The organism is Azospirillum sp. 11R-A (genome assembly GCF_049472615.1).
GTDB lineage: Bacteria > Pseudomonadota > Alphaproteobacteria > Azospirillales > Azospirillaceae > Azospirillum > Azospirillum palustre.
In genome coordinates, this window is sequence record NZ_JBCEBL010000004.1 from 223,269 (window position 1) to 239,893 (window position 16,625).

The 16,625-nt window shown below is 67.8% G+C and carries 18 protein-coding genes; 8 read left to right on the plus strand and 10 right to left on the minus strand.

All coding sequences use genetic code 11. The features are described 5' to 3' along the window. Positions 1 to 23: 23 nt before the first annotated feature. The 6 genes from VH569_RS08540 to VH569_RS08565 form a co-directional block, all read right to left on the minus strand. On the minus strand, positions 24 to 737 hold the full coding sequence (locus VH569_RS08540; protein WP_423314958.1) for an ABC transporter ATP-binding protein: 714 nt from the start codon (positions 735 to 737) through the stop codon (positions 24 to 26). Further along, complete coding sequence (locus tag VH569_RS08545; protein WP_423314959.1) at positions 730 to 1,476, minus strand: ABC transporter ATP-binding protein; 747 nt, start codon at positions 1,474 to 1,476, stop codon at positions 730 to 732. Before VH569_RS08545 ends, VH569_RS08540 begins: the two co-directional genes overlap by 8 nt. Further along, positions 1,463 to 2,461: a branched-chain amino acid ABC transporter permease gene (locus VH569_RS08550; protein WP_423314960.1), complete on the minus strand. Its 999-nt coding sequence runs from the start codon at positions 2,459 to 2,461 to the stop codon at positions 1,463 to 1,465. Before VH569_RS08550 ends, VH569_RS08545 begins: the two co-directional genes overlap by 14 nt. Next, positions 2,458 to 3,330, minus strand: coding sequence for a branched-chain amino acid ABC transporter permease (locus tag VH569_RS08555; protein WP_423314961.1), 873 nt, complete (start codon positions 3,328 to 3,330; stop codon positions 2,458 to 2,460). Before VH569_RS08555 ends, VH569_RS08550 begins: the two co-directional genes overlap by 4 nt. A gap of 107 nt (positions 3,331 to 3,437) precedes the next feature. Beyond that, a complete protein-coding gene (locus VH569_RS08560) occupies positions 3,438 to 4,682 on the minus strand; it encodes an ABC transporter substrate-binding protein (RefSeq protein ID WP_423314962.1) in 1,245 nt (414 codons plus the stop codon). A 5-nt stretch (positions 4,683 to 4,687) separates the two neighbouring features. Beyond that, complete coding sequence (locus tag VH569_RS08565; protein WP_423314963.1) at positions 4,688 to 5,572, minus strand: GntR family transcriptional regulator; 885 nt, start codon at positions 5,570 to 5,572, stop codon at positions 4,688 to 4,690. 374 nt (positions 5,573 to 5,946) lie between these two features. On the opposite strand from VH569_RS08565, the gene VH569_RS08570 reads away from it, so the two are divergent. Beyond that, positions 5,947 to 6,255, plus strand: a complete 309-nt coding sequence (locus tag VH569_RS08570; RefSeq protein WP_423314964.1) for a putative quinol monooxygenase — start codon at positions 5,947 to 5,949, stop codon at positions 6,253 to 6,255. Positions 6,256 to 6,284: 29 nt separating this feature from the next. On the opposite strand, the gene VH569_RS08575 is transcribed toward VH569_RS08570, so the two are convergent. After that, positions 6,285 to 6,881 carry a TetR/AcrR family transcriptional regulator gene (locus tag VH569_RS08575; RefSeq protein WP_109049114.1) on the minus strand — a complete coding sequence of 199 codons (597 nt, stop codon included), beginning with the start codon at positions 6,879 to 6,881 and terminating at the stop codon, positions 6,285 to 6,287. A 154-nt stretch (positions 6,882 to 7,035) separates the two neighbouring features. Here VH569_RS08575 and VH569_RS08580 point away from each other — a divergent pair, with 154 nt between their 5' ends. Then, entirely contained in the window at positions 7,036 to 8,235 is a 1,200-nt protein-coding gene (locus VH569_RS08580) for an acetyl-CoA C-acyltransferase (protein WP_423314965.1), read from the plus strand. A 19-nt stretch (positions 8,236 to 8,254) separates the two neighbouring features. Here VH569_RS08580 and VH569_RS08585 read toward each other — a convergent pair whose 3' ends face one another. Then, complete coding sequence (locus VH569_RS08585) at positions 8,255 to 9,154, minus strand: LysR family transcriptional regulator (RefSeq protein WP_423314966.1); 900 nt, start codon at positions 9,152 to 9,154, stop codon at positions 8,255 to 8,257. Positions 9,155 to 9,266: 112 nt separating this feature from the next. Here VH569_RS08585 and VH569_RS08590 point away from each other — a divergent pair, with 112 nt between their 5' ends. The 5 genes from VH569_RS08590 (at position 9,267) to VH569_RS08610 (ending at position 13,547) form a co-directional block, all read left to right on the plus strand. Beyond that, positions 9,267 to 9,983 (plus strand): SDR family oxidoreductase, encoded by a 717-nt coding sequence (locus VH569_RS08590; RefSeq protein WP_423314968.1) that lies wholly within the window; start codon positions 9,267 to 9,269, stop codon positions 9,981 to 9,983. A 41-nt stretch (positions 9,984 to 10,024) separates the two neighbouring features. Then, the gene (locus tag VH569_RS08595; RefSeq protein ID WP_423314969.1) at positions 10,025 to 10,579 is read left to right on the plus strand and encodes an ester cyclase; all 555 of its coding nucleotides are present in this window, start codon (positions 10,025 to 10,027) and stop codon (positions 10,577 to 10,579) included. Between the two features lie 156 nt (positions 10,580 to 10,735). Continuing rightward, positions 10,736 to 11,131 (plus strand): (R)-mandelonitrile lyase, encoded by a 396-nt coding sequence (locus VH569_RS08600; RefSeq protein ID WP_098738516.1) that lies wholly within the window; start codon positions 10,736 to 10,738, stop codon positions 11,129 to 11,131. Between the two features lie 48 nt (positions 11,132 to 11,179). Continuing rightward, positions 11,180 to 12,229 carry an NAD(P)-dependent alcohol dehydrogenase gene (locus tag VH569_RS08605; RefSeq protein ID WP_423314970.1) on the plus strand — a complete coding sequence of 350 codons (1,050 nt, stop codon included), beginning with the start codon at positions 11,180 to 11,182 and terminating at the stop codon, positions 12,227 to 12,229. A 100-nt stretch (positions 12,230 to 12,329) separates the two neighbouring features. Further along, a complete protein-coding gene (locus tag VH569_RS08610; RefSeq protein ID WP_423314971.1) occupies positions 12,330 to 13,547 on the plus strand; it encodes an MFS transporter in 1,218 nt (405 codons plus the stop codon). Between the two features lie 22 nt (positions 13,548 to 13,569). On the opposite strand, the gene VH569_RS08615 is transcribed toward VH569_RS08610, so the two are convergent. Next, positions 13,570 to 13,920 (minus strand): cyclophilin-like fold protein, encoded by a 351-nt coding sequence (locus VH569_RS08615; RefSeq protein ID WP_423314972.1) that lies wholly within the window; start codon positions 13,918 to 13,920, stop codon positions 13,570 to 13,572. 262 nt (positions 13,921 to 14,182) lie between these two features. Here VH569_RS08615 and VH569_RS08620 point away from each other — a divergent pair, with 262 nt between their 5' ends. Next, the gene (locus VH569_RS08620) at positions 14,183 to 15,076 is read left to right on the plus strand and encodes a LysR family transcriptional regulator (protein WP_423314973.1); all 894 of its coding nucleotides are present in this window, start codon (positions 14,183 to 14,185) and stop codon (positions 15,074 to 15,076) included. 36 nt (positions 15,077 to 15,112) lie between these two features. On the opposite strand, the gene VH569_RS08625 is transcribed toward VH569_RS08620, so the two are convergent. Then, positions 15,113 to 16,519: an amidase gene (locus VH569_RS08625; protein WP_423314974.1), complete on the minus strand. Its 1,407-nt coding sequence runs from the start codon at positions 16,517 to 16,519 to the stop codon at positions 15,113 to 15,115. Positions 16,520 to 16,625: the final 106 nt, after the last annotated feature.

A 16,625-nucleotide genomic window follows, 5' to 3' on the forward strand; every position in this document is an offset into this window, starting at 1 on the left:
ACCGCTCCCAGGCGGACGGCCCCTCAAAGGCCGAGATAGGTGCGTTTCAGTTCGGGGTCGCGCGCGATCTCGTCGGACGGTCCCGACAGCGCGAAGACGCCGTTCTCAAGGATGTAGGCCCGGCGGGCGACCTCCAGCGACTGGACGACGTTCTGCTCCACCAGCAGGATCGCCAGCCCGTCGGCGTTCAGCTTGCGGATCAGCCCGAACATCTCCTCCACCACCAGGGGCGAAAGGCCGAGCGACGGCTCGTCGAGGATCAGCAGGAGCGGCTCGGCCATCATGCCGCGGCCGATGGCCAGCATCTGCTGCTCGCCGCCGGAGAGCGTGCCGGCGAACTGGCCCTCGCGCTCCTTCAAGCGGGGGAAGGTCGCGAAGATGCGCTCCAGGTTCCGTGCCCGGTTCGGCTTGCCGCGGCGGTAGCTGCCGAGTTCCAGATTCTCGCGGATCGACAGGTTGGGGAAGATCTTGCGGCCTTCCGGCACCTGGATCAGCCCTTGCTCGACGATGCGGGCGGCGGACTTGCCGTCGATGCGGGTGCCGCCGAAACGGATTTCTCCGGTCCAGGCCGGCAGCACGCCCGACATCACCTTGTTCAGCGTCGTCTTGCCGACGCCGTTGGAGCCCAGCACCGTGACGATCTCGCCGGCATGGACGGCCATGTCGATGCCGCGCAGCACCTCGGTGGCGCCATAGCCGGTCTTCAGCCCGCGGATTTCCAGAAGCTGCTCAGCCATGGGCCGCCCCCTCCGCCTTCAGGCGGGCGGCGGCGCCGTGGCCGAGATAGGCCTCGATCACGCGGGCGTCGGCACAGACGACGGCGGGCGGCCCTTCGGCGATCATGCGGCCCTGGGCCAGCACATAGACGCGCTCGCACAGGCTCATCACCGCCTGCATGACGTGTTCGATCATCAGGATCGTCACCCCTTCGTCGCGGATGCCCCGGATCACCGGGATGATGTCGCGGATCTCCGACGGGTTCAGCCCGGCCAGCACCTCGTCCAGCAGCAGCAGCTTCGGCTCGGTCGCCAGCGCGCGGGCCAGCTCAAGCCGCTTGCGCCCGGCCACCGTCAGTCCGCCCGCCGGCCGGTCAAGCTCGGCGCCCAGCCCGACGCGGCGCGCCACGTCGCGCGCCTTGGCGGTGGCGTCGGCCCGCCTGGCATGGCGCAGATAGGCGCCGACCGCGATGTTCTCGCACACCGTCAGCCCGGCGAAGGGCTGGACGATCTGGAAGGTACGGCCGATGCCGCGCTCGGCCCGGCGGTGCGGCTCCTCGGCGGTGATGTCGGTGCCCTCGAAGCGGATGCGCCCGTCGGTCGGTGCGACAAAGCCGGAGATCATCGAAAACAACGTGGTCTTGCCGGCGCCGTTCGGGCCGATCAGCCCGACGATGCCGCCGGATTGCAGCGACAGCGTCGCGCTGTCCACCGCCATCAGCCCGCCGAACCGCTTGGAAACGCCGTCAACGGCCAGCATGGGAAACCTCCTTGGGTCCGCGCGTGACCATCCCGCGGCCGCGGTCGCGTAAGCGTTCCAGCAGGCCGAGGATGCCGCCGCGGGCAAAGGCCACAGCCAGCACCAGCACGCCGCCGAAGACGATCAGGTCGATGCCGGGGATGCGGCCGGCGAACTGCTTGGCCACTTCGCCCAGCCCGTGCAGGGTCAGTGCGCCGACCACCGGGCCGAAGACGGTGCCGACGCCGCCGATGATCGGGGCCAGCAGAAGCTCCACCGAAATCCAGCTGCCATAGGCGATGTTGGCGTCGATGTAGAGGAAGTATTGGGCATAGAGGCAGCCGGACAGCGCCGTCACCCCGCCGGACAGGGCGATGGCGCGCAGCTTAACCGTCAGGGAATTGACGCCCAGCGCCTTGGCCGCGTCCTCGTTCTCGCGCACCGCCACCAGCTGCGCCCCGAAGCGGGAGCGCTGGATCCAGCGCGTCAGCAGCAGCACCGCGGCGACGAAGGCCAGCACCAGCCAGTAGAAGACGGCTCGGTCGTCGAATTGCAGGTTGACGGCGCGGACATCCAGCTTGATCAGCAGCCCCGCCGCACCGCCGGTGAATGACGCGGCGTTGGCGAGGATGCGGAACACCTCGGCAAACGCCAACGTCACCAGCGCGAAATAGGAGCCGCGCAGGCCCGAGCGGAAGCTGAGGAAGCCGATGACCCAGCCGACCGCCGCCCCGGCCAGGGTCGCCAGCACCAGCCCGGCCCAGGCGTTGACGCCGTAGCGCAGTTGCAGAATCGCCGTCACATAGGCGCCGGTGCCGAAGAAGGCGGCATGGCCGAAGCTGAACTGGCCCCCGAAGCCGCCCAGGATGTTCCAGCCCTGTGCGCCCAGCGCCACGATCAGCATGAAGACCAGGAAGTTCAGCACCGGGCTGGACGTCACCACCAGCGGCAGCAGCGCCGCCAGGAGGGTGAGGACGGCGATCGGGATCAGGTCGCGCGCGGTCATGCCTTGGCTCCGAACAGTCCGGTCGGCCGCACCAGCAGCACGGCGATGAAGATCAGGAAGATGCCGATCTGGCCCAGGCTGTCGCCCAGGAACAGGCCGCACAGGCTCTCCACCACGCCGATGAACAGGCCGCCCAGCAGCGCGCCGGGCAGCGAGCCCATGCCGCCCAGCACCACCACGGTGAAGGCGACCAGCACGAAGGCGCCACCGATGCGCGGGTTGACGTAGAAGGTCGGCATCAGCAGCCCCGCCGCGACGGCAAGACAGGCGCAGCCCAGGCCGAAGGTGACGGCATAGACATGCGGCACGTCGATGCCGACCAGATTGGCGCCGAGCTTTTCCTTGGCGACCGCGCGGATCGCCTTGCCGGTGTCGGTACGGTTCAGCACCAGCCACAAGAGACCGGTGACCACCACGGCGACGCCCAGCCCGATCAGCCGCGGGTAGCTGAGCAGCAGCGGCCCCAAGGCCACCACCTGGAAGGAATAATCGGTGTCGAGCGTGCGGGTGTCGGACTGGAACACGGCCAGCAGCACATTCTCCAGCACGATGGACAGGCCCAGCGTGACCAGCAGGATGTTGCCGTCGTCGCCATGGCTGGCCGGCCCGATGACGAAGCGCTGCAGGCCATAGCCGAGCGCGAACATCAGCGGCACCAGCGGCAGGATGGCGAGATAGGGGTCCATCCCCAGCCATGCCCAGGCGATCCAGACCGCGAACATGGCACAGGTCAGCAGCGCGCCGTGGGCGAAGTTGATGATGTGGAGCACGCCGTAGATCAGCGTCAGGCCGAGCGCGATCAGGGCATAGACCGCACCGGTCATCAGACCGTTCAGCGCCGCTTCCAGGATGATCTGAGGTGAATACATGGCAGCCCGCGCATGAGGGGAATGATCCCTTCACCCGCGCCGGGTCGGCCGGCTCGCGGCGACCCGGACGGATGGGGGAATGCGGAGGTGCGACGGCGAAAAACGGATCAGGCCGCCGGGAAGTTGGCCTTCGCCTCGGCGAATGCTTCGGGGAAGATCGCCTTGATGTCCTCACCCTGGATCTGGGTGTTGATCGGGGTGGCGCCCTCGTTCTGGCCGTTGACGAACTTCGTCGGGCCGTAGGGCATGATATGGCCGGCGAAGGTGGAGGCGTTCAGCGCCTCGATGATCTTCTTGCGGTCGGACGATCCCGCGCTCTCGATGGCGTCGGCCAGCAGCAGGACGTTCGAATAGTTCAGCGAGACGTTGTAGGCGAAGGACTTGCCCTGCCCTTCCACCGCCTTGCGGAGAGCCAGCGCCTTCGGATTCTTCGGATCGTGCCAGTGGTTGCAGTCGATGACGTTCTGCGCCGCCTGCGGGAATTCCTTGACAAAGCGGCCGTTCGACGCCGCCCCGCCCAGGATGGCGTAGATGCCCTTCGGCTTGATGCGCTGCTGCTGCATGGTGCGGGCGAGCAGCACGAACTCGCCATAGTAATTGGACGGGATCACCAGATCGGGGTTCAGCGAGCGGATGCGCAGAGCCACGTTGGACATGTCGCGCGCCGGGGTCGGGTGGGCGATGGTCTCCAGGATCTCGAAGCCGCGCTTGGGCAGTTCGCTTTGCAGCAGCTTGGCGAGGCCGGAGCCGAACAGCCCGTCCTCATGCACCAGCACCACGGTCTTGGCCGGCTTGCCAGCCTTGTCGTTGATGGCGGTCAAATTGTCGAGCGCCACCTGGGTGACCTTGCCGAAGCCGGGGCTGAAGCGGAAGGTGTTGGTCAGGCCGCGCGCCATGATCTGGTCCGACACGCCGACATCGACCAGATAGGGCAGGTCGTAGCGCGCCGCCGCCTGCGAGGCGGCAAGGCAGATCGGGCTGGCGAAGCCGCCGACGATGGCGGACACGCCTTCGGCCTGCATGCGCTCGACCTCCTGCGTGCCGGCTTCGGGGGTCGAGCGGGCGTCGCCGAACAGCATTTCCAGCTTGGCGCCGCCCAGCGACTTGATGCCGCCGGCGGCGTTGATTTCGTTGATCGCCATCTCCGCACCGGCCCGGCCGAGGTCGCCGTCATGGGCCAGCGCGCCGGTCACCGGCTGGAGAATGCCGATCTTCACCACCGGGGTCTGCGCCCGCAGGACCGAGGGGGCGGCAAACGGCAGCGCGGTGACGGCGGCAGCCGCCGCACCGGCCTTCAGAACCGTGCGGCGGGAAATGCCGGCGAGGGTGGAGTCCTGAACCGAACGTCCCATAACGCTCAACTCCTCTGTTTGATGACCCGCGCGGTGCGGGTGGGCTTTTCGCCCGATTTGCTTTTCTCGGATTTGCTCTTGTCGGTCTTGGTCTTGTCGGCCCTGGGCTTGTCGGCAGCGCGCGGCCAGCCGAGCGCCGGGCTCCAGCGCCGTTCGCCGTCGCTGCCGGTGCGCACCAGATCCATGTGGAAGCTGTAGCGGTCGGGCCGGTACAGCGCGTGGAGATGCTCCACGCCGCGGCCCGACGGCTCATAGACGATGCGGGTCAGGGTCAGCAGCGGCGAGCCGATCTCCAGATCCAGCGCCGCCGCAGCTTCCGGCCCGGCCAGCGTGGCGTTGATCGCCTGGGTGGCGCGTTCCGTCGTCACGCCCGACCGTTCGATCAGTTCCAGCAGCGGGCGCGCCGCCAGTTCCGCCTCCGAATAGGTCAGGCCGATCCATTCCGGCACATGGGTGGTCAGGTAGGAGAAGGGCTCTCCGTCGATCAGGCGCACGCGCACCGACCGCTGCGCCCGCTCGCCGGGTTTCAGGCCCAGGCTTTCGGCAATCGATTCGGGCGGCACGCCATAACCGAAGGACAGCAGCCTGACGTCGGTGCTGCGGCCCATGTCGATCAGGTGCGACAGCACATTGGACAGGTCGGCGACGATGGGCCGGACGGCGCGCGAGTCATGAACGAAGGTACCGGACCCGGCCTTGCGCTGCACCAGCCCTTCCTTGTCCAGAAGGTCCAGCGCCCGGCGCACGGTGACGCGGGACACGGCATGTTCGGCGGCCAGCGCCGGTTCGCCCGGCAGGCGCGCGCCCGGCGGCAGTTCGCCGGCGACGATGCGGTCGCGCAGCAGCAGATAGATCCTGCGAGCCTTCAGGGGTTCGACCGCCGACTTCACAGCACTCCGCCTCCCCTTCCACCGGAAACCGTCCCACCGGGACCCAAGGCTGTCCATTCATCAGACAGGAACCTGTATGATGGATAATACAGCTTTGGTCAACAGCGTTGTTGGGGGTGCGAACCATCGCGGCCCGGCCCGTCTGCAATGGCATACCTCTTACGCAGGCGCTTGGTGATCGATGGGATTCGCTTCTGGCTGAAATCGCAACTCCGCATTTCCGATTTCGATTTGCCCGGTCTATCCCTTGGTCACAGGCCAAGGGGCCGGGTTGCCAGCCGCCGCCCCGCGGACGAGGATCGGACGGATCCCGGCGCTGCAAAGCCCAAGTTCGAAAAGCTAGCTTCCAACCGTCCATCAGGGGAAAGACCGCCATGACCATTCCGCCGAGCGAGCAGGTGCAACTCGTCGCCTATCTGATCGCCAAGCCCGGCCAGGAGCAGGCGCTGGCCGACGCCATCACCGCCATCGTCCCGGACGTCCTGAAGGAGCCGGGCTGCCTCGCCTACTCCGCCCATGTCAGCCGTGAAAAGCCCGGCACCATCGTGATGTACGAGATCTGGCAGGATCAGGCGGCGCTCGACACCCATGCGAAGGCTGCGGCCTTCACCCGCCTTGCCGCGCAGTTCGATGCGCTGCTGGGCGAGCCGCTGCGGATCGACCTGCTCCGCCGCATCGCCTGACTGGAATCGCCTGATCGACGCAACGGCGGTCAGGCGTCGCCGGCCTCCGGCTTGCCGGGAGGCCGGCCAAGGCTCGTGCGTGCCGCCTCCAGGATCTCTTCCGACAGGGCGGGATCGTCGACGGCACGCGCGAGGATCAGGGCGCCGACCATCTCCGACAGGGTGGTCAGCGCCGCCTTCCGCTTCGCCTCCGCCGAGCGGCCCGGAACGAGGCGGCTCAAGCCGTCGAGGAAGGGCCGCAGTCCGCGGGTGAAGGCACTCCGCGCCACTCCGCCCTGACGGGCCACATCGATGCCGAGTGCCGCGATGGGACAGCCGGCGGCACTGCGGTCGCGGTGGCGCGGAGACAGGTAGCTGTCCAGCAGCGCCGTCAGAGCCTCGTCCCCCTTCGTCTCCGCCGACACGCGCCAGCGCTCCGCCGCCACCTCCATCGCGTGGGCGCAGGCCTCCGCCGCCAGATCCTCCTTGGAGGCGAACTGGCCGTAGAAGCCGCCGTGGGTCAGGCCGGCCTCCTTCATCAGGTCGGCGACGCCGATCCCGTTGAAGCCGCGCTCACGGAACAGCGCGCTCGCCACCTCGACGACGCGGCGCCGGTTCTCCGCCGCCTGCTCCTTGCTCACCCGCATGATGCACCTTCCCTGACACGACCCTGAGAAGCGTCCCCACAAAGCGATGGGAGACCCGTTGACAAATTATATGACGATCATCATCAATTATGCAAACATGATACTCGTCATTTAAATGTCGCCCCAGCCGGGCCACCGATCCGGAGACCGCAACATGCACACCACTTCGACCCACGACCCCGTCGTCATCGTGTCCGCCGTCCGCACGCCGCTGGGCCGCTTCCAGGGAGAGCTGTCGGCGCTGCCGGCCCCGGCTCTCGGCGCCCGCGCCATCACCGCGGCGGTGGAGCGTGCCGGCTTGCCGCCCGCCAGCATCGACGAACTGCTGTTCGGTTGCGTCCTGCCCGCCGGGCAAGGGCAGGCGCCGGCCCGGCAGGCAGCCCGCGGTGCCGGGCTGCCCGATGCAACCGGAGCGACCACGGTCAACAAGGTCTGTGGCTCGGGCATGAAGGCGACGATGCTGGCCCATGACCTGATCCGCGCCGGATCGGCCGACATCGTGGTGGCCGGCGGCATGGAATCGATGACGAACGCCCCCTACCTGCTGGCCAAGGCCCGCGGCGGATACCGCATCGGCCATGACCGGCTGCTGGACCACATGATGCTGGACGGGCTGGAGGATGCCTATGAGGGTGGCCGCGCCATGGGCGATTTCGGCGAGGCGACGGCCGAGGCCTACGGCTTCACCCGCGCCGAGCAGGACGCCTATGCCGCCCGGACGCTGACCCGTGCCCGTGCGGCGGTCGAAAGCGGTGCCTTCACGGCGGAGATCGTGCCGGTCACGGTTCCCGCCAAGGGTGGCGAGCGGGTGGTCGCGCAGGACGAGAACCCGCTGAAGGTCTCCCCCGACAAGATCCCGGCGCTGAAACCCGCCTTCCGCCGCGACGGGACGATCACCGCCGCCAGTTCGTCGGCCAATGCGGATGGTGCCGCGGCGCTGGTGCTGACCCGGCGTTCGGTGGCCGAGGCCGCCGGTCTGCCGATCCTGGCGGAGATCCGCGGCCACGCCACCCACAGCCAGGATCCGGCCTGGTTCACCACCGCTCCGATCCCGGCGATCCGCAAACTGCTGGACAAGGTCGGTTGGTCGGTCGGCGAGGTCGATCTGTTCGAGATCAACGAGGCCTTCGCCGTCGTCGCCATGGCGGCACAGCGCGACCTGGGGATCGATCCCGAGCGGTTGAATGTCAATGGCGGGGCCTGCGCGCTCGGCCACCCGATCGGCGCCACCGGGGCGCGGCTGATCGTGACGCTGCTGCATGCCCTGGCGGCGCGCGGACTGACACGGGGCGTGGCGTCCCTGTGCATCGGCGGCGGCGAGGCCACGGCCATCGCCATCGAGCGGGTCGGCTAAGGCGCCGGAAGCGGCGCACCTATCGCGCTGCCTCCTCCCGGTTCAGCCGGCGCCCCATGGCGTCGAGGAACAGGCGCACGCGCGTCGGCAGTTGCCGTTGCGAGGGGAACAGTGCACAGACCGGTGCGGGGTCGCCATGCCAGTCCGGCAGCACCCGCACCAGCCTGCCGGCGTCAAGGTCGTCCTCAACATCGATCCGCGACTTCCACAGGAGGCCGCAGCCGGCAAGCGCCCAATCCTGCGCGACGTCGCCATTGTCGCAGCGCAGGCGGGATGCGGTGTCCAGTTCGACCACCGCACCGCCGGGTCCCAGCAGGCGCCAGTGCCCGCCGGTGCCGCGATACTGGATGCAGTCGTGGCTCTCCAAATCCCGTGGCGAGGCGGGCCAGCCGCGACGCTCCAGATAGGCCGGCGCACCGACCAGGATCCGGTGATTGTCAGCCAGCCTGCGCATGACCAGCGCCGAATCCCTGGGCGCCCCGATCCGCACCGCCACGTCCAGCCCCTCGTCGATCAGGTCGACCATGCGGTCGGTCAGGCGGAGGTCGACCGAAATCCGCGGATAAGCTTCGACAAGCTCGCGGCAGACCGGGCCGACATGCATGCGGCCCAGCGCAGCCGGCGCTCCCACCCGCAGAATGCCCTGCGGTTCGACACGGCCATGGCTGAGAGCCTCCTCGGCCTCAGCGACCTCGGCGAGGATGCGCTGGGCATGCCGGTACAGCCGCTGCCCCTCCTCCGTCAGGGCGAGGCGCCGGGTGCTGCGGGCCACCAGCCGTGTGTCGGTCCGCCGCTCCAGCGATGCCAGCCGCTTGCTGACCACACTCAGCGCCAGATTCATCTCGCGGCCGGCGGCGGACAGACTGCCCGCGGCGACGATGCGGACGAAAGTGCGCAGCTCATCGAGATCGCCCAGCATGCCCGCCGCATTCTTTCCATTCGGTGGAGAGTATATCGATCAGGTCGAGGATACTGCGCAATCCGGAGAGGTTCTAGACTTCCTTCCAGCCCACCCCTGAAGGAAATACACCATGTCAGACAGCTTGAAGAACACGCGCGTGCTGGTGGTCGGCGGCAGCTCCGGCATCGGTCTGGCGACCGCGACGGCCGCTGCCGAAGCAGGCGCTTCGGTCACCATCGCCTCGCGGTCGCGCGGCAAGCTCGACGCCGCGGTCGCCGCAATCGGCGGCAACGCACGCGCCGTCGTGCTCGACACCCGTGACTTGGAGGCGGTCGAACGCTTCTTCGCGGAAGAGCCGGCCTGGGACCATGTCGTCATCTCCGCGGCGCAGACGCCCGGCGGGCCGGTGCGCGGCCTTGCCGTCGCCGACGCCCGGACCGCGATGGACAGCAAATTCTGGGGCGCCTACCACGTCGCCCGTGCCGCAAAAATCAGCGAGACCGGATCGCTGACCTTCGTGTCGGGCTTTCTCAGCGTCAGGCCCTCCGCGACCTCCGTTCTGCAGGGGGCCATCAACGCGGCGCTGGAGGCGCTGGCCCGCGGGCTGGCTCTGGAACTCGCCCCGGTCCGCGTCAATGCCGTCTCGCCCGGCCTGATCGCGACACCGCTGTGGTCCGGCCTGCCGGCGGAGAAGCGGGAGGCGATGTTCGCCGGCGCCGCCCAGCGCCTGCCCGCCCGCCGGGTCGGCCAGGCCGAGGATATCGCCAACGCCGTGCTGTTCCTCGCCACCACCCCCTTCGCCACCGGCTCCACGGTGCGCGTGGATGGCGGCGGCGCCATCGCCTGACCGGCCGCTGGACCTCACTGCCTGACACCCTGGAAAACGCCATGCCCACCAAATTCCAAAAGATCGCCAGACGCGCCCTGTTCGTCGCAGCCCTGGGTTCCGTTCCCGTCGGCAACCTGCTGGCTGCCGACGGCGTCCCCATCCACGAGTTGGTCGTCGCCACGCCGCAACCGGGGTCCCGAGCCGATGCGACCGTCAATGCGGCCCGTGCCTTTTACGAATTCTGGAACAGTGGAGACACCGCCTATCTGAAACAGGCGGTTTCCGACCGCTTCACCGACCGCACCCTGCCAGCCGGCCGGCCGCAGGGGCCGGAGGGGCCGGCATTCGCTTCGCGCGGCTTCCGCACCGCCGTGCCGGATCTGGGCGTCATGGTGGAGAAGATGATCGTGGCCGGCGATTACGTCACCGTTCACATGACCTTCACCGGGCATTTCAGCGGCAAATTCGGTGACACTGCCGGCAAGGGGCAGGCGATCCGCTTCATCGCAACCGACCTGCTGAAGGTGGAGGACGGCCGGATCACCGACAACTGGCATATCGAGGACAATCTGACCCTGTTCCAGCAGATGGAACTGGCCCGGACCGGTCCGTGAGCTGACATCGAAACCGCGACACGTCACGGGAATTGATGAATTTTCTTCATAAGTCCATGCATCTTTGGGGGACTAATCGCAGACAGTCCCGTGGACTAGCTTCTCTGGCGCCACCACCGCCGCACCGCGGCGGGCAACGACCGGAGGATCGAGGCCATGGACATCGCACGAGTCGGCTCGCAGCCATCCACCAGGGGACCGGCGGACTGGTTCACGGGTACGGTCCGCATCGACCCGCTGTTCCAGCCGCACCCGCCGGCCCGCACGACGGCCGCCAGCGTCACCTTCGAGCCCGGCGCCCGCACGGCATGGCACACCCATCCGCTGGGGCAGACGCTGATCGTCACCGCCGGCTGTGGCCGTGTCCAGCGCGAGGGCGGTCCCATCGAGGAGATCCGCCCCGGTGACGTGGTGTGGTTCGCGCCGGGCGAACGGCACTGGCACGGCGCCTCGCCCACCATGGCGATGACGCACATCGCCATCCAGGAACAGCTGGACGGCAAGGCGGTCGACTGGATGGACAAGGTGACGGACGAGCAATACGGCGCCTGACGCTGCCCATCCCGGAACAGAAGCCGAGAAAAGCGAGGAGTTTCCCCCATGACTGTGAAAGCCTATGGCGCCCATGCCGCCGACAGACCGCTGGAGCCGATGGACATCGCCCGCCGGGCTCCTGGCCCGCATGACGTGCAGATCGAGATCGCCTATTGCGGCATCTGCCATTCGGATTTGCATCAGGTGCGGGCGGAATGGGCCGGCACGCTGTGGCCCTGCGTTCCCGGCCACGAGATCGTCGGCCGGGTTTCCGCCGTCGGCGGTCATGTGAAGGGCTTCCGCGAAGGCGATCTGGTCGGCGTCGGCTGCATGGTCGACAGCTGCCAGCATTGCGACGACTGCGAGGCCGGGCTGGAGAATTACTGCGACGGCATGGTCGGCACCTACAACGGACCGACCGACGACCCGCCCGGCCACACGCTCGGCGGCTATTCGCAGCGGATTGTCGTCCACGAACGCTATGTTCTGCGCGTCAAGCACCCGGAGGAGCAGCTTGCGGCGGTGGCGCCGCTGCTGTGCGCCGGCATCACCACCTATTCGCCCCTGCGCCACTGGCAGGCGGGGCCGGGCAAGAAGATCGGCGTCGTCGGGATCGGCGGCCTCGGCCATATGGGCATCAAGCTGGCCCACGCGATGGGCGCCCATGTGGTGGCCTTCACCACGTCCGAATCCAAGCGGGAGGATGCGAAGGCGCTGGGTGCGGACGAGGTCGTCATTTCCCGCAACGAGGACGAGATGGCCGCCCATGCGAAGAGCTTCGACCTGATCCTGAACACGGTGGCGGCTCCGCACGATCTGGACGCCTTTCTCGTGCTGCTGAAGCGCGATGGAACGATGACTCTGGTCGGTGCGCCGGCCGCGCCGCATCCCTCGCCCAACGTGTTCAACCTGATCACCAAGCGGCGGTCCATCGCCGGCTCGATGATCGGCGGCATCCCCGAAACACAGGAGATGCTGGATTTCTGTGCCGAGCACGGCATCACCGCGGACATCGAGCTGATCCGCGCCGGGGACATCAACGCGGCCTATGAGAGGATGCTCAAGGGCGACGTCAAATACCGTTTCGTGATCGACAACGCTTCCCTGTCCGCCTGACCCCGGCTCTCGCCTCCCTTTAAAAATGCGAGCACCCCCGAACCGGCGCGCCCCCAGTGGTCCGCCGGACGGGGGCTTGCTGCCCTGGATTTCGGCAAATATGCAAACTCACGTCTCTTCGGATGCCGACAGGACCGCGCCGCAGCCGGCAGCATGGGGTGCCGTCTTTGCGCTGTCCCTCGGCGCCTTCGCCCTGGTCGCATCCGAATTCATGCCGGTCAGCCTGCTGACCCCGATAGCATCGGAACTTCACATCACCGAGGGGCAGGCCGGACAGGCCATTTCCGTATCCGGCGCCTTTGCCATGCTGACCAGCCTTTTCATCTCGTCCCTGGCCGGCTCGCTCGACCGCAAGCATCTGCTTCTGGGATTGACCGTCCTGATGATCCTGTCGGGAACCATCGTGGCCGCTGCACCGGATTACCCGACCTTCATGGCGGGCCGGGCCCTCATCGGCGTCGCCATCGGCGGATTCTGGTCGATGTCGGCGGCCACGGCCATGCGGCTCGTTCCCGACCGTCAGGTGCCGCGGGCGCTTGCGGTCCTCAACGGCGGCAATGCGCTCGCCACCGTCGTCGCCGCACCGATGGGAAGCTTTCTCGGCGGTCTCATCGGCTGGCGCGGCGCCTTCTTTCTGGTGGTGCCGGTCGCCGCAATCGTCCTCGTCTGGCAGGCGGTCAGTCTTCCGTCCATGAGGACGGAGAGCCGCTCATCCCCCGTGACGGTCTTCCGGCTGATGGGCCGCCCCGTCGTTGCGTTGGGAATGATTGCGGTCAGCGTCTTCTTCATGGGGCAGTTCACCCTGTTCACCTACCTGCGGCCGTTCCTGGAAACGGTCGCCCACGTCGACGTTTCCACCTTGTCGTTCATGCTGCTGGCGATGGGGGCGGCCGGCTTCGTCGGCACCACCCTGATCGGCGGATTCCTGAAGACGGGTCTCTACCGGACGCTGATCGTCATTCCGGCATTGATGGCTCTCATCGCCCTGTTGCTCGTCGCGGTTGACTGGTCTCTGCCGATGACGGCGCTGCTGCTCGCCTGCTGGGGGTTGTTCGCCACGTCTGCACCGGTCGGCTGGTGGACCTGGGTGGCGAGGACGCTGCCGCGGGACGCCGAGGCGGGTGGCGGCCTGATGGTGGCCATCGTCCAGCTTGCCATCACCCTGGGAGCGGTGGTCGGCGGCCTGCTGTTCGACACAAGCGGCCATCGCGCCACCTTCGGCGCCAGTGCGGCCATGCTCGCTCTCGCCGCCCTGCTCGCCGCCTTCACGTCCCGCGCCGCATGGAAACGGACGCCTGCGGATGGCAACCGCTCCTGAAGCGAATACACGGCAAGCCCCGTCACTCCACCTGCTCGACCCCGAGGGGAAACCTGCCCCGCGTCAGCAGCGGCCCGGTCCCGCCCTCAAGCCGGCCAAGCCGGATCAGGCCGCGGGAATAGCGATATCCCGCATGGAACAGGGCAAGATTGCCCCAGGGGGCATAATAGCAAAGGTCGCCGGCAGCCTCGTTTCCGAACGGGCCGCTGCCCTCCTCGGTCAGCTTGCGCGGCAGATAGGCGATCTTCTCGTTGGTCGAATAGTCGTCGATTGTCAGCGTCAGCGGCAGCATCGACAACAGGTCGCGGCTGGACGGCGTATCGTCGAGCAACGCCGTGAACACATGATCGCTGAAATGCAGCCTTATCCTCATGGCCCGATCCTCCCCTTTGCGCGTCGTGTCTGCGGCAACCGAGCCCGGCGCAACGAGCCGCGGAACCACGGCACCCAGCAGGACCGCCGCCAGGAGCGACCGACGCGTAGAATTTCCGATCATCCCGTGCGTTTCCCTCGTCTTGATTGCCGCGCACCTGCCCTGTCGTGGCCGGACGGCGCACGGTCGGGTAGCTTTCCTCCAATTCCCTGTGATTGGTTAGGCGCTATGATGCGCATGACGATATGAAGGAGAATCATGAATGCCGCGTGAGAGTGTCGACGATCTGCTGGCCTTCATCGCGGTGGCCCGTGAGCGGAGCTTCACCAGGGCGGCGGCGCAGTTCGGCCTGTCGCAGTCGGCCCTCAGCCACACCATCCGCCAGCTCGAAGCCCGGCTCGGAATCCGGCTTCTGACCCGCACGACGCGGGCGGTGTCGCTGACCGATGCGGGCGAGCGCCTGTTCAATGGCATCCGTCCGCATTTCGAGGAGATCGGCGCGCAGATCGACGCGCTCAGCGAGTTGCGCGAGAAGCCGGCCGGCAACATCCGTATCAGCGCATCCGACCATGCGGTCGCCCATGTGCTCTGGCCCAAGCTGCGCGACATCCTGCCGAAATACCCCGACATCAAGGTCGAGCTGGTTCTCGACAACGCGCTGATCGACATCGTCGCCACCCGGTGCGATGCCGGCGTCAGGATGGGCGAACTGCTTGCCAAGGACATGATCTCAGCCAGGATCAGCCCGCCGGTCCGCTTCGCCGTGATCGGCACCCCCGCCTACTTCGACGGCAATCCGATCCCCGCCAGCCCGCAGGAGCTTGTCCACCACAGCTGCATCAATCTGCGCCTGCCGACATACGGCGGCCTATGGGCGTGGGAGTTCGAGCGCGAAGGGCAGACGGTCAACATCCACGTCGATGGACAGGTGGCCTTCAACAACATCCACAATGTCCTGGAGGCGGCCCTGGATGGCTTCGGCCTTGCCTATGTTCCGGAGGACATCGCCACCCCCCACATCGCGCAGGGACGGTTGAGGCGCGTCCTCGAAGACTGGTCGCCTTACTGGGAAAGCTATCACCTGTATTATCCGAGCCGGCGGCAATCCTCGCCGGCCTTCATCGCGCTGGTCGAGGCGCTGCGCCATCGCGAATGACGGGACGGGACCGGCGTCGACCGGAGCGCCGGCTTCTCAGTCCGGCGGCCAGCGATGGACGAAGCCGGCGTCGCGCTCCAGCCGGCGGCCCAGGCCGATCAAGCGGCGCTCCTCACCCGGACGGGCGATCAGCTGGATGCCGAAGGGCAGCCCGTCGGCATCGCCGGCAGGCAGCGTCAGCACCGGAAAGCCGATCAGCGTCACGATGGCGGTGACGCCGAGATAATCCAGAATCGTCTCCGTCGGACTGCCGTCGATGGCGGTCACCTCACCATCCTCGTTCGGCCAGGGCATCACGCCGCAAGCGGGGGCCACCAGGATATCGATATCCCGGAACAGTGCCGTGAAGCGACGGTACAGCGCGGTTCGCGCCGCCTGCGCCTCCAGATAGGCCTGGGCGGTGATGCTTCTGCCCGCTTCGATGTTCCACCGCACGGTGTCGGTCAACCGGTCGCCGTGCCTGTCCAGCAGCGGGCCGTGGGCGTGGCTGATCTGTGCGGCGCGCAGCGTGCGGAAGGTCGCCATGGCGTCGCCGCAGTTGGGATGACGGCGGAGGACCGGCCCTGCCACACCCTCCAGCCGGGCAATGGTGGCGGCGAAGCGCTCCCTCACCGCATGCGACACGGTTGCGGCACCGAAATCGGCCGTGGCACCCAGCCGTGAGCCCACCCCTCCATCGGCACCGTCGCGGAACGGCGCCAGAAGCGATGTCGGATCGTCGATGTCCATTCCGGCCATCGCCGCGAGCAGCACTGCGCAGTCCGTGGTGTCACGCGCGATCACCCCATGCGTCGCCAGCGTATCCCAGCCCAGCGGCCGTTTCGGCGCCGGGATCGATCCGGGCGTCGGCCGGATCGAGGCGACACCGCAGAAGCCCGCCGGCACCCGCACCGACCCGCCGAAGTCGGTGCCGTGGGCCAGCGGAACCATGCCGGCAGCAACGGCGACCGCAGCGCCGCCGCTCGATCCGCCGGATGTCAGCCGCGGATCGAACGGGTTGCGCGTCGGTCCGGCCAGACGGTTGCCGCAGATGGCGCCGAAGCCGAATTCCGGTGTGTTGGTCTTGCCGATGACGATGCCGCCGGCCGCTTCGATCCGTTCCACCGCGACATCGTTCGCCGCCGGCACATGGTCGGCGTAAAGCTCCGACCCATAGGTCGTGCGGATACCGGCGGTGTCGGTCAGATCCTTGATGGCCACCGGCACGCCATGCAGCGGCCCGACCGGGCGGCCGGTCTTCGCAAAGGCGGCATCGAGCGCCCTGGCCCGCCCCAGCGCCTTGTCCGCGGCGACGGTGAGGAAGGCGCAGAGCGCGGAATCGGCAGCCGTGACCCGGTCCAGATGCGCCTCTGTCACCGCGCGGGCTGAAAGCTCCCCGCTGGCGAGACGCGCTGCCAGGGACGCCGCGCTGTCCCGCCACAAGACATCACTCTGCACAGACATTCATCAACCTCCCGGCAATGGCGTCAAAAGCGGCATATGCATCCGGCCTGCGCACAAGATGGCGGCAATTCGGGTTCCGCAAAAACCGCCGCCCAGCGCAAAACAA